This is a genomic window from Falsiroseomonas sp. RANM36 (genome assembly GCF_056682175.1).
The window spans coordinates 9090-20966 of record NZ_JBWXTD010000002.1; the positions used below are offsets into that span (position 1 = coordinate 9090).

The following is an 11877-nucleotide window of genomic DNA, read 5'->3' on the forward strand; positions in this document are numbered from 1 at the left end:
GCACGAAGGGGATGCCTTCGTGCCCCGGGCGTCACCGCGCGCGGCGGCGCCGCGCCGCGCCGGGCAGTGCCAGCGCGCCGGCGAAGAGCCCGAGCGCGCCGGGCTCCGGCACCGGGACCCGCGTCAGATATACGCCGGCCCAGTTCGCCTCCTCATTCGCCATGCTGGCCGCGATCGCGAGCCGCCCGTTGCGGAAGCCGTCGCGCTCGAGCGCCAGCGCGGTGATCGGCAGCCCCGTCGCCGCGCTGTCGAGCAGCTCGCCCAGCATCGTCGAATCCAGTATCGTCTGCGGCGCGAAGGCCAGGCCGCGATCGAGATAGAGGCCGAACGGATTGGTCTCCCCCTCGGAGGCCTTGAAGACGGTGCGGCTGCCATCCGCGGCGATGAACGCCGTGGAGCGCCAGCGCGGCTCCTCGAACTCCTCCCCGCCATCGCCGCCGCCGACGCCGGGTGGCCGGCCGGAGAAGGTCCAGAACAGGAAATCCTCGAACGCGCCGCCGGTGCGCGCGACCAGGCTGATGGCCCCGGTCTGCGCATCCACCTGGAAGATGCCCTGGTTCACCGGCACCTGGACGTCGATCTTGCCGTCATCCGAGCCGTCCTCGGCGGCCTGTTCGTTGCAGGCGGCGATGACCGCCGCCTGGCCTTCGGTCGGGCAGGTCAGCGTCACGGTCCGCGTCGCCGTGCCCCAGGCGCCCCAGAAGGCGACGCGGCGGCCGTCGAAGGACAGCGCCTCGCCGATCCGGTTCAGCCCGTTCGCGTCGGTGACGCCGGCGATCACCTGGCCGAAGGAGACCAGCGTGTTCAGCCCCGGCTGGCCGACCCGCGCGTGGTAGATGCCGCCGGCCGTCGGCGTCTCCTCGTTGTCGAGGCCGGTGAACACGATCTGGCCGTTGGCCGCGCTCGGCGGCGCGGTGGAGCCGAAGACGCCGCCGCCACTGGGCAGCGCCTGCCCGGAATGCGCGACCGTCACCGACCCGCCCGCGCCCAGCGTGTCGCGGTAGAACACGCCGGTCTGGGCCTCGCCGCCGGGGGCGGTGTAGTTGCCCTTGTAGGCCACGAACTGCCCGTCGAAGGGCGAGGGCGCGCCGGGGAACTGGTCGAACTTCACGCCCGCGGCGCCGACGGCATCGGGCGGCACCTGGAACTGCGCGAAGCCGGGCACGGCGCCGACGCCGCTCATGCCAGTGACCAGCGGGCCGCCATTCGGCGTGGCGTAGATGCCGGCGGTGCCGACGCGGGTGATGGGGTCGCCGGTGGTCGGGTCCGTCACCTCCCAGACCGGCTGCGACTGGCCGCGCGTCGCCGCCATGCCGGAGCGCGCGTCGATCCGCGCGAAGGCGGGAAACTCGTTGAAGGTGGCGCCGGTGTTGTTCGGCGGCGGCACGACCTGGTTGCGCTCAGCGATGGTGCCGATCGGCCCGGCCGTCGCCATGTCGCGCGAGAAGACGCCGGTGATCGGGTCGCCCTGTGTCTGGCCGCCGCTGGTGCACGCGCGGAACACCACCAGCGCGGCGTTGTTCACCGAAGGCGGGTTGTAGCTGTTGAAGTTGCGGCTGCTGCCGGGGACGGCATCGGCGTTGTTCACCACCGTGGTCCACTGCAGCAGCGCCCCGGCCTCGGCCGGTTGCCGCCAGCCCAGCGCCGACACGCCGAAGCCGGCGACGGCAAGTGCGGCGCACACCGCGCCGCGGGCCGCGCCGCTCCGCCGATTGCTGCCGGCATGCGCTGCCCGGCCTGTTATCCTGCCTCCCATGCACGCTGCCTCCCCCTGCGAGCGAGGCAGCCGGCATGGGCTGCCTGCGACCGCCCGAATGTAAGGGGGGCAGGACCCAGCCGGTCAATTCGGGATGCGATTAAATCCGCGTGACGAGGGCGCCCAAACCATTGTTTACATTATCATATGGTCAAGGCGCACGCTGGCCGTGCCGCGTCGTGGCCGCCGGTGCTCGAGCATTTTCAAACCAAGCGGAATCGCGTGGCGACTCGGAAAATGCGTCAAGGCAAAAGGCTGCAGAGGTTTCGCCGCATGCGCATGCGGTGAAACCGCTCTAGCGGCCGCCGACAAGGTCTCCGAGGCCGATGACGCCGATCAGGCGGCCATCGGAGGCGCAGAGCGGCATGTGGCGCAGGCCGCGCTGCTGCATCAGCGCCAGCGCCGTGTCGGCAGGCGTCTCCGGCCCGATCGCGAAGCTGTCCTGCGACATCACCTCCGCCACCGCCAGGCCGCGCAGGCCCATCGCGCGATTGGCCACCACGCGGACGATGTCATGCTCGCTCACCAGGCCGACCACGCGGCCGGAGCGGTCCTGCACGGGCACCGCGCCCATGCGGCTCGCGGCGATCAGCCGCGCAGCCTCGGCCGCCGGTTCCTCGGGAGTGATGGTGAAGATGTGGCCTGTCGGGGGCGCGGTGGCGACCGCGACGCCCGTGGGGACGCTAACGCTCATGGAGGCTGACTCCCTGCCGTGTCTTGGCTCAGCGCTCCCCAACGCCACTCTGCATATCAGCACGCCGGCGAGACCTGCAATGGTTCTGTCACCGGGTTGGAAGGTTTTTGTCGCGGGCCCAGTCGGCCGCCGTCAGTGCATGTAGCTGCGTGTGACGTAGTGGGTCAGGCTCTCCACCGCCTGGTCCTGCTGCGCGATGCGGTGGCGCACCAGGTCGCGCACGCTGACCAACCCGAGCAGCGACCCGGTCGCGTCCACCACCGGCAGGTGGCGGAAGTAATGCTCGTCCATGATCCGCAGCGCCGCGTCCACCGGCGTCTGCGGCCCGATCATGACGACTTCGCGCGTCATCAGATCCTCCGCCCGAAGCCCTTCGATGCCGCCTGCGCGCGTGGCGAGGGCGCGCACGATGTCGCGTTCGGAGACGATGCCGAGCACGGCGCCGCGCTCGTCCAGCACCATCACCGCGCCGATCCGGCGCTGCGCGATGATCTGCGCGACCTCCGTCATCGGCCGGTCCGGCGCGACGGAGATGACGGCGTTGCCCTTCTGCTTGAGCACAGCGGCAATGGTCATGGCGTGGGTCCTTTGTCGGCGATGCGCGATCGCGACGGACCTGTATTGCGGCCCTGGCGGCCTTCCTCAGACGCCGGCTCTAGGCCCGCATGGCCTGCCCGGGCAACGCCAAAGCGCGAATCGGGCCGTTAATTCTCCGTCACGCGCGGCGGGCCGGGCGCACCGCCGCCGCGCGTGGCGCCGCCTCAGGCGCGGCGCAGGTTGATCGGCGTGGTCATGCCCTTCTGGTGGCCGGTGATGTCGCGCCGCCACGCCGCATCCACGAAATACTGGCCGAGCGGGATATAGGGCAGGTCCTGCCACAGCGCGGCCTGGATGCGCCGCGCGATCGCCTTCTGCGCATCGAGGTCGGGCGCCTCCAGCCATTCCTCGCGCAGCGCCTCCAGCCGCTCGCTGGTCGGCCAGCCGAACCAGGCCTGCTGGCCGTTGGCGCGCAGCAGCGGGTGCTGGCCGGGATTGCCGAGGTCGATGCCGCCGAACAGCACGATCAGCGCGCTCCAGCCGCCCTGGGCGATGGGCTCCCGCCGGGCGCGGCGCTGCAGCACGGTCGCCCAGTCGCTGTTCGCGCTCTCCGCATTCAGGCCGCTGCGCTTCAGCACGTCGGTCAGCACCGTGGTCATGGTGTTGTTGTTGACCACGTCGGTCGGGTGCAGCACCACCACGCGCTCGCCGCCATAGCCCGCCGCGCGCAGCGCCGCCTGGGCGCGCTCCACGCTGCGCGGGCCGGTCAGCACCTCGATCCCCTCGTCATTGGCCAGCGGGGAGGAGGTGGGGAAGGCGCCGATGCGGTCCGCCCAGCGGTTCCGGTCGGTCCCCATGATCGAGCTCATGAAGTCGGCCTGGCTGATCGAATGCAGCAGCGCGCGCCGGACGGCCGGATTGTCGAAGGGCGGGTGCAGCTGATTGAAGCGCAGATGCGCCACGGTGCCGCCGACATCCACGCGCTGCACGACGATGTCGCGATGGCGGCTCAGCACGTCGCGCAGGTCCGGCGCCACCTGCTCGTACATGTCGATCTCGCCGGCCTGCAGCGCCGCGGCGACCGTGCCGGCATCGGGGATCCAGTTGAACACCACGCGCTCGAAATGCGCGATCTTCGCGCCGCCCCAGAGGCTCGGCGGCCGCGGGTTCGGCACATAGCCGGCGAAGCGTTGATAGACCGCGCGCGCGCCCGACAGCCGCTCCGCCGCCACCCAGCGATAGGGGCCCGAGCCGACGACCTCGGTGAAGGGCCGCGCCGGGTCCACCTGGGCGAAGCGCTCGGGGTAGACGAAGCAGGGATAGGAAGAGGGCTTGCCGAGCGCATCCAGCATCGGGCCGAATTTCTGCTTCAGCCGGATCTCGAAGCGCCGGTCGTCCAGCGCGCGCATCTCCGCCGTCCGGTCGCGCAGCGTCTGGCCGAGGGTGTCGCGCCCCGACCAGCGCGCGATGGAGGCGATGGCGTCCTGCGCGCGGATCGGCTCGTTGTCGTGGAAGCGGATGCCCTCCCGCAGGGTGAACACCCAGCGCAGCCCGTCATCCTCGACCGTGTGCCCCTCGCAGAGCTGCGGGCGCATCACGAAGTTCTCGTCCGGCCCGTAGAGCGTGTCCCAGCACATGTGGCCGTGGTTGCGCACGCCGTAGCTGGTGGTGCTCATCGGGTCCACGGCGGTGACGTCGGCCTGCGGCATGTAGCGCAGCGTGGTCGCCGCGCTGCCCTGTGCCAGCGAAGGCATGGAGGGGGAGGCGGCGGCGGCGGCGAGGCCGGAGAGCAGGGTGCGGCGGCGCATCGGTATCCTCGGCGGTCTGAAGGCGCGCCAGCATGGCGCGTGCCGCGCTGCCGGCGCAACCCGCGATGGTTGGCGCCGGGCGCCGGCGACGACATTGCGGAATCTCCATCTTTCCCCGGATGGACGCCGGCCGCGCCTGACCCGCATGATCCCGCGGACGGGAAGGTTGGGAGAAGCCAGATGTCCATTTTCGCCACGCGTCGCGCCGCGCTGCTCGCCGCCGCCGCCGCCCTTTCGCTGCCCGCGGTCCGCACCGCGCGCGCGCAGCAGACCTTCGAATGGGTCGCGGGCTCGGTCGGCGGCGGCTGGTACACCATGGCCGCCGGCCTTTCCTCGCTGATCGCGGAGGAGAACCCGAACATCCGCATCCGCGTCGTGCCCGGCGGCGGTCTCGCCAATTCCACGCGCGTCAACAACAACCAGTCGCCGATCGGCTGGGGCATCGACGCCTTCGCCGCGGCCGCGGCCAAGGGCGAGGATCCGTACAACCGCAAGCATGAGGACCTGCAGAGCCTCGGCACCGGCTACAGCCCGACCGAGCACAACCTGCTGCGCAAGGCCGACGGCCCGAGCGACATGCGCGCCATCCTCACGCAGCGCGGCCTGAAGATCGCCGCACCGCAGCGCTCCTCGACCGACGAGATGACCCTGCAGCGGATCCTGAAGTTCCTCGGCAGCTCGCCCGACGAGATCCGCAGCGGCGGCGGGCGCTACCTGAACGGCAGCTACAGCGACATCGGCGGCGCCTTCGCCGACGGCCAGGTGGACTATCTCTACGCCGCGCTCGCCAAACCGGCGGCCCTGCTGACGGAGCTCGGCCAGGGCCGCCGGCCGGCGCAGCTCGTCGGCTTCCCCGACGACATCCGCAAGCACCTGATCGACACCTACGCCTACAACGAGGGCGTGCTGCCTGCCGGCACCTATCCCACGCTGCAGTCCGGCCCGCTGACCGTGACGACGATGGACAGCGTGATCATGGTCCACAAGTCGGTACCCGAGGACGTCGCCTATGGCATCACGCGCACGCTGATCCGCAACCGCGGCCAGCGCCTGGCCTCCATCCATGCCAGCATGGCCGCCTTCGACCCGGCCAAGGCCTGGCGCTACCAGGGCCTGCCGCTGCATCCGGGTGCCGCGCGCGCCTTCCGCGAGGCCGGGGTGATGCCGGCCGCCTGAGGCCGGAGGCAGGGCAAGCCGGACCTTGCGCGATCTCCAGGGCCCGCTGAAGGCGCTCTGCTGGGGCTGGGCCGCGGCCGCCGCCGCGGTCCATCTCTATTTCGGCGGCTTCGGCTTCCCCGAGCCGATCCAGATGCGCGGCTTTCACCTGCTTGTCTTCACGCCGCTGCTCTTCCTGCTCTACCCCGCGCGGAAATCCGCGCCCACGCCGCGCCCCACCCTTCTCGACTGGGGCTGGGCCGTCGCCGCCGCCATCCCGCATGCCTGGGTGATGTGGAACTGGATGGCGGTCGCGGACCGCATGGAATACGTGGACCCCTTCACGCCCACGATGATGGCGCTCGGCATCCTCTGCATCGTCACGCTGCTGGAGGCGATCCGGCGCGCGGTGGAGCCGGGGCTCGCGATCATGGTCGCCCTCTCGCTCGCCTACATGCAGTGGGGCTACCTGCTGCCCGGCGTGCTGAACGCGCGCCCCTTCACGCCGGAGGAGATCGTCGAGGCCGCGTGGCTGGTGCCGACCGCGGGCGGCGTCTACGGCCCGCTGACCGGCATCGTCGCCACCATCATCGCGGTCTTCGTGCTGTTCGGGTCCTTCATGCAGGCGTCCGGCACGGGGCGGCTGTTCTCGAACTTCGGCGCGGCGGTGGCGGGGCGCTATTCCGGCGGGCCGGCGAAGGTCGCGGTCGTCACCTCCGGCCTGTTCGGGACCATGAGCGGCAGCAGCGTCTCCAACGTCATCACCACGGGCTCGATGACCATCCCGCTGATGATCCGCACCGGCTACCGCCCGGCCAGCGCCGGCGGGATCGAGAGCGCGGCGAGCGTGGGCGGGCTGCTGATGCCGCCGGTGATGGGCGCGGCCGCCTTCGTGATGGCCGAGATCACCAACATTCCCTACGGCCAGATCATCGTCGCCGCCGCGCTGGGCGCGGTGCTGTACTACTTCGCCATCCTCGCCGCGGTGCATTTCGAGGCGCGGCGGATGGGCCTGGCGCCGATGCCGCTGAAGGACATCCCCGCCTGGCGCGAGGTGCTGGCCGACGCCCATCTGGTGATCCCGATCGCGCTGCTGGTCTGGCTGATGATGGAGCGCTGGTCGGGCAACTTCGCCGCCTTCTGCTCCACCATCGCCATGGTCGCGATCGCGCTGCTGCGCGCACGCACGCGCATGGGCCCGCGCGAGGTGTTCCGCGCGCTGGCGCAGGCCGGCTTCACCATGGCGCCGCTCGCCGTCACCATCGCGGGCGCGGGCATCGTGGTCTCGGCGCTGACCGCCACGGGGATGGTCGTGGCCTTCGGCGGCATCATCAAGCAGCTTTCCGGCGGATCCCTGCCGCTGCTGCTGACGCTGCTGGCGCTGACCGTGCTGGTTCTGGGGATGGGCGTGCCGACCACGCCGGCCTACATCATCGCCGCCGCGATCGGCGTGCCGCAGGTGCTGGAGCTCGGCCGCGCCATCGGCGTGGACCCGCTGCAGGCGCATCTGTTCGTCTTCTACTTCGCGGTGATCGCGGATGCGACGCCGCCGGTGGCCGCCGCCGCCTTCGCCGCCGCGGCCATCGCCAGGACATCCCCGCTGCTGACGGCGCTGCACGCCTCGCGCTACGGCGTTGCCGGCTTCACGGTGGGCTTCGCCTTCATCTACGACCCCGGCATCATGCTGCGCGGCGATGCCGGCGCGATCCTGCTCGCCGTGGCGATCCAGCTTGCCGCGCTGACGCTGATCACCGCGGGCTATGCCGGCTACCTGCTGGCGCCGCTTGGCCTGCCCTTCCGCGCGGCGATGCTGGCGGCGGGGCTGACGACAGCCTTCGCGCATGGGGTCAGCGACCTGACGCGCCTGCTGGTCGGCGCCTCGGTGCTCGTCGCCGTCGTGGCGATCCAAGTGGCGGGCGGCCGTGCTGCGCCCGCCGGACAGGGAGGGAAGAAATGATCCGAAGCAGCCTGATCGCTACCTTCGCGGCGCTTGCGCTGGTGCTGCCCGCCGCGGCGCAGACCATGGCGCCCGCCGGCCCGACGCTCTCCGCCACGCGCGCCAAGGGCGTGGTGGATTGCGGCGCGCATCCCGGCGCGCCGGGCTTCGGCGTCACCGACAGCCGCGGCGTCTACCAGGGGCTCGAGGCCGACACCTGCCGCGCCGTCGCCGCGGCGATCTTTGGCGACCCGTCCAAGACGCGCTTCACCGTGCTGACCTCGGCCGCCCGCCTGCCGGCGCTGCAGGCCGGCCAGATCGACCTGCTGCCGCGCACCACCACCTGGACCCAGTCGCGCGACACCACCAACGGCCTGAACTTCACCGCCGTCACCTTCTATGACGGCCAGGGCTTCCTGGTGCGGCGCAGTTCCGGCGTGACGCGGGCGAACCAGCTCGACGGCGCCTCCATCTGCGTCACCTCCGGCACCACCAACGAGCTGAACCTGGCGGACTGGGCGCGCTCCAACCGTCTCAACATCCGCCCCGTGGTGTTCGAGCAGAACGACGAGACGCGGCTCGCCTATGTCAGCGGCCGCTGCGACGCCTTCTCCACCGACGCGTCCCAGCTCGCCGGCATCCGCAGCGCGCTGCCGCAGCCGCAGGACCATGTCGTGCTGCCCGACATCATCTCGAAGGAGCCGCTGAGCCCGGCGGTGCGCCATGGCGACGACCAGTGGTTCGACATCGTGCGCTGGACGATCTTCGCGCTGATCGAGGCGGAGGAACTCGGCGTCACCCAGGCCAATGTGGACGAGATGCTGAACAGCCAGCGGCCGGAGATCCGCCGCCTGCTCGGCGTCAGCGGGGAGCACGGACCGTTCATGGGCCTCGACCGGCGCTGGGCCTACAACGCCATCAAGGCGGTCGGCAACTACGGCGAGATCTTCGAACGCCACCTCGGCCGCAACACGCCGATCGGCCTCTCGCGCGGGCTCAACGACCTCTGGACGCGCGGCGGGCTGATGTATGCGCCGCCGGTTCGGTAAGCGGCGCCGTCTCCGGGCGCGGCGCCGGCGGTCGGTCGGGAAGGCCCGCGCGCCGCTGGTCGGGCGGCAGGCCGGCCTCCAGCACCTCCTCTGTCACGGCGCGCCCGGTATCGGGCGCGCCCTTCGCCTGTTCGCCGCGCCGCCGCGCGCCCGCCGTGCCGGACATGCTGCGCCTCACGCCACGACGAAGGCGATGACGAGGCCGATCAGCACCAGGGCCAACCCGCCGACCAGCATGTAGCGGAGCACGCCGGACGCGATCCCCTGCCGGACCGCGACGGTGCGCCTGGAATTGTCGTCGCTCATGCCGCGCGGCCCCTGTCGAGCGCGATGGTCGCGACGGCATCGCGATAGCTCTCCTTCGGATCCATGCCGAGCATCAGGCGTATGCCGGCGAACAGGCTGGATTCGTTCAGCCACACCTCGGCGTGGTCCGCTTCCAGGCGCAGCAGGAGCAGCTTCGGATCGTCCTTGCCGCCCTCATACCAGGCAGCGACGAAGGGGTTCCAGAGCCGGTCAAGCACCGCGCGGTCGTGCTCGCGCCACAGGCGGCCCTCGAGGCGCGCGAACAGGTCATGCCCCTTGGCGGCGAAGGTGGCGAGCGCGGTGGCCTGAGCACCGATATCGGCCAGCCCCGTCTCGGTCGAGGTGAAGAACCAGACCGGCCCTCGGTCCACCTCGTTCTGCGCGGTCATCGGCCGCAGCGCCGCCGTCCCGGGCACGCCCAGCATCATCGTCATGTCGTCGCGCAGCGCCTTCCAGAAACGGCGCTCCATCTCGGCCTCGGTCGGCATGGCCCGGCTTCTCCTCTCTCGTGTCGGAGAGAACCGGCCAGGCGAGGCGCGGTTGCGGCGCCGTCGCTCACGGATACGGCATCGCCGCCGCGCTCATCCCCGCTTGTGGCAGGACACCCAGTGGCCCGGCCGCGCCTCGCGCAGCGGCGGGGCCTCGGTGCGGCAGATGCCGGCATCGGCGATCGGGCAGCGCGTGTGGAAATGGCAGCCCGGGGGCGGGTTCAGCGGGTTCGGCACGTCCCCCTGCAGCCGGATGCGCGCGCGCTTCAGCTTGGGGTCGGGGATCGGCACGGCGGAGAGCAGCGCTTCCGTGTAGGGATGCAGCGGCGTGGTGTAGAGCTCCCGCGCCGAGGCGATCTCCACCATCCGCCCGAGATACATCACCGCGACGCGGTCGCTGATGTGCTCCACCACCGAGAGGTCGTGGGCGATGAAGATGAAGGTGAGCCCGAATTTCTCCTGCAGATCCTCGAGCAGGTTCACCACCTGCGCCTGGATCGAGACATCCAGCGCGGAGACCGGCTCGTCGCACACGATCAGCTTGGGCGAGACCGCCAGCGCGCGCGCGATGCCGATGCGCTGGCGCTGCCCGCCGCTGAACTCGTGCGGGAAGCGGCGCATGTGGTCGGCGTTGAGCCCGACCGTCTCCAGCAGCTCCACCACGCGGTCCTCGCGCTCGCGCGCGGTCTTCGCCAGGCCGTGGATCACCAGCGCCTCGGCGATGATGGCGCCCACCGTCATGCGCGGATTGAGCGAGGCGTAGGGGTCCTGGAAGATGATCTGCATGTCGCGCCTGAGCGCGATCATCTGCTGCTGGTCGAAGCGCGTGATGTCCTGCCCCTCGAACCAGATCGTGCCCTCCGTCGGCTCGATCAGGCGCAGGATCAGCCGCCCCGTCGTGGACTTGCCGCAGCCGGATTCGCCGACGAGGCCGAGCGTCTCGCCCGGCGCGAGATCGAAGCTGACGCCCGAGACGGCATGCACCTCGGCCACCGTGCGGCGCAGGACGCCGCCCTTCACCGGGAAGCGCTTCACCAGATTGTCCACGCGCAGCAGCGGGCGGTTCATGCGATGGCCTCGGCGCGGATGCAGGCCACCTTGCGGCCCGGCGCGATCTCGCGCAGCGGCGGCGGCGCGGCGCGGCAGGCCTCGATGGCAAACCCGCAGCGCGCGGCGAAGCGGCAGCCCTGCGGCGGGGAGAGCAGGCTCGGCACCGTGCCCGGGATCGCCTCCAGCCGGCGATGCTCGGTGGCGGCGAGATCCAGGCGCGGGATCGAGCGGATCAGCCCCTGCGTGTAGGGATGCAGCGGCCGGTCGAACAGCGCCTCCACCGGCGCCTCCTCGACCACCTGGCCGGCATACATCACGATCACCCGCTGCGCCGTCTCCGCGACCACGCCCATCGCGTGGGTGATGAGCAGCACGGCCATGCCGAGCCGCTCCTTCATCTCGTTCAGCAGGTCGAGGATCTGCGCCTGGATCGTCACGTCGAGCGCGGTGGTGGGCTCGTCCGCGATGATCAGCTTCGGGTCGCAGGACAGCGCCATGGCGATCATCACGCGCTGGCGCATGCCGCCCGAGAACTGGTGCGGATAGTCATGCACGCGGCGCGAGGCGTTCGGGATGTGAACCAGCGAGAGCATCTCCGCCGCGCGCTCCATCGCCGCCCTGCGGGAGACGCGCTGGTGCTGGCGCACCGTCTCCGCGATCTGCTCGCCCACGGTGTAGACCGGGTTCAGCGATGTCATCGGCTCCTGGAAGATGAAGCCGATCTCCTTCGACCGGATGTCGCGCATCCGTTCGGGCGGCGCCGGCACCAGGTCCTCGCCCTGCCAGAGGATGCTGCCGTCCATGATCCTGCCGGGCGGCATGTCGATCAGCTTCAGGATCGTCTTGGCCGTGACGGTCTTGCCCGAGCCGGATTCGCCGACGACGGAGAGCGTCTCGCCCGCGTCGAGGCTGAGATCCACGCCATCCACGGCATGCACCCAGCCATCGTCCGTCTTGAAGTGGACCTTGAGGCCCTGGATGTTGAGCAGGCGGCCGGTCATCCGCGATCCCCCAAGCCGGGCCCCCCCGCCCGCCCGCGGCGCCGCGGCCGCCCCCCGCCACGGCCGCGGCGCCCCCCGGCGGCGCCGCCGCCCCCCC

At 71.3% G+C, this 11877-nt stretch carries 11 protein-coding genes; 3 read left to right on the plus strand and 8 right to left on the minus strand.

What is annotated here, in order from left to right:
• Window positions 1–31 precede the first annotated feature (31 nt).
• The 4 genes from AC1MIR_RS00890 to AC1MIR_RS00905 form a co-directional block, all read right to left on the minus strand.
• A complete protein-coding gene (locus AC1MIR_RS00890) occupies window positions 32–1684 on the minus strand; it encodes a hypothetical protein (protein WP_480026304.1) in 1653 nt (550 codons plus the stop codon).
• Window positions 1685–2051: 367 nt separating this feature from the next.
• On the minus strand, window positions 2052–2450 hold the full coding sequence (locus tag AC1MIR_RS00895) for a CBS domain-containing protein (protein ID WP_480026305.1): 399 nt from the start codon (window positions 2448–2450) through the stop codon (window positions 2052–2054).
• A 132-nt stretch (window positions 2451–2582) separates the two neighbouring features.
• Window positions 2583–3026, minus strand: coding sequence for a CBS domain-containing protein (locus AC1MIR_RS00900; protein WP_480026306.1), 444 nt, complete (start codon window positions 3024–3026; stop codon window positions 2583–2585).
• A 185-nt stretch (window positions 3027–3211) separates the two neighbouring features.
• Window positions 3212–4795: an ABC transporter substrate-binding protein gene (locus AC1MIR_RS00905; RefSeq protein WP_480026307.1), complete on the minus strand. Its 1584-nt coding sequence runs from the start codon at window positions 4793–4795 to the stop codon at window positions 3212–3214.
• Window positions 4796–4975: 180 nt separating this feature from the next.
• Between AC1MIR_RS00905 and AC1MIR_RS00910 the strand changes: the two genes are divergently transcribed.
• Genes AC1MIR_RS00910 through AC1MIR_RS00920 form a run of 3 tightly spaced genes read left to right on the plus strand, consistent with a single transcriptional unit; the run spans window position 4976 to window position 8935 of the window.
• Window positions 4976–5971, plus strand: a complete 996-nt coding sequence (locus AC1MIR_RS00910; protein ID WP_480026308.1) for a TAXI family TRAP transporter solute-binding subunit — start codon at window positions 4976–4978, stop codon at window positions 5969–5971.
• Window positions 5972–5996: 25 nt separating this feature from the next.
• The gene (locus AC1MIR_RS00915; RefSeq protein WP_480026309.1) at window positions 5997–7907 is read left to right on the plus strand and encodes a TRAP transporter permease; all 1911 of its coding nucleotides are present in this window, start codon (window positions 5997–5999) and stop codon (window positions 7905–7907) included.
• Window positions 7904–8935 (plus strand): amino acid ABC transporter substrate-binding protein, encoded by a 1032-nt coding sequence (locus AC1MIR_RS00920; RefSeq protein WP_480026310.1) that lies wholly within the window; start codon window positions 7904–7906, stop codon window positions 8933–8935. The genes AC1MIR_RS00915 and AC1MIR_RS00920 overlap by 4 nt, the downstream gene beginning before the upstream one ends.
• A gap of 174 nt (window positions 8936–9109) precedes the next feature.
• On the opposite strand, the gene AC1MIR_RS00925 is transcribed toward AC1MIR_RS00920, so the two are convergent.
• The 4 genes from AC1MIR_RS00925 to AC1MIR_RS00940 form a co-directional block, all read right to left on the minus strand.
• Window positions 9110–9241 (minus strand): hypothetical protein, encoded by a 132-nt coding sequence (locus AC1MIR_RS00925; protein WP_480026311.1) that lies wholly within the window; start codon window positions 9239–9241, stop codon window positions 9110–9112.
• Window positions 9238–9729 (minus strand): pyridoxamine 5'-phosphate oxidase family protein, encoded by a 492-nt coding sequence (locus tag AC1MIR_RS00930; protein WP_480026312.1) that lies wholly within the window; start codon window positions 9727–9729, stop codon window positions 9238–9240. Before AC1MIR_RS00930 ends, AC1MIR_RS00925 begins: the two co-directional genes overlap by 4 nt.
• Window positions 9730–9822: 93 nt before the next feature.
• A complete protein-coding gene (locus AC1MIR_RS00935; protein WP_480026313.1) occupies window positions 9823–10797 on the minus strand; it encodes an ABC transporter ATP-binding protein in 975 nt (324 codons plus the stop codon).
• On the minus strand, window positions 10794–11780 hold the full coding sequence (locus tag AC1MIR_RS00940) for an ABC transporter ATP-binding protein (RefSeq protein WP_480026314.1): 987 nt from the start codon (window positions 11778–11780) through the stop codon (window positions 10794–10796). The genes AC1MIR_RS00935 and AC1MIR_RS00940 overlap by 4 nt, the downstream gene beginning before the upstream one ends.
• Window positions 11781–11877: the final 97 nt, after the last annotated feature.

Excerpts from the sequence above, each read along its gene's own strand:
- AC1MIR_RS00920 (WP_480026310.1), top strand. The coding sequence starts at position 7,904 with ATGATCCGAAGCAGCCTGATCGCTACCTTCGCGGCGCTTGCGCTGGTG.
- AC1MIR_RS00925 (WP_480026311.1), bottom strand. The coding sequence starts at position 9,241 with ATGAGCGACGACAATTCCAGGCGCACCGTCGCGGTCCGGCAGGGGATC.
- AC1MIR_RS00910 (WP_480026308.1), top strand. The coding sequence starts at position 4,976 with ATGTCCATTTTCGCCACGCGTCGCGCCGCGCTGCTCGCCGCCGCCGCC.
- AC1MIR_RS00900 (WP_480026306.1), bottom strand. The coding sequence starts at position 3,026 with ATGACCATTGCCGCTGTGCTCAAGCAGAAGGGCAACGCCGTCATCTCC.
- AC1MIR_RS00935 (WP_480026313.1), bottom strand. The coding sequence starts at position 10,797 with ATGAACCGCCCGCTGCTGCGCGTGGACAATCTGGTGAAGCGCTTCCCG.
- AC1MIR_RS00905 (WP_480026307.1), bottom strand. The coding sequence starts at position 4,795 with ATGCGCCGCCGCACCCTGCTCTCCGGCCTCGCCGCCGCCGCCGCCTCC.
- AC1MIR_RS00940 (WP_480026314.1), bottom strand. The coding sequence starts at position 11,780 with ATGACCGGCCGCCTGCTCAACATCCAGGGCCTCAAGGTCCACTTCAAG.
- AC1MIR_RS00930 (WP_480026312.1), bottom strand. The coding sequence starts at position 9,729 with ATGCCGACCGAGGCCGAGATGGAGCGCCGTTTCTGGAAGGCGCTGCGC.
- AC1MIR_RS00895 (WP_480026305.1), bottom strand. The coding sequence starts at position 2,450 with ATGAGCGTTAGCGTCCCCACGGGCGTCGCGGTCGCCACCGCGCCCCCG.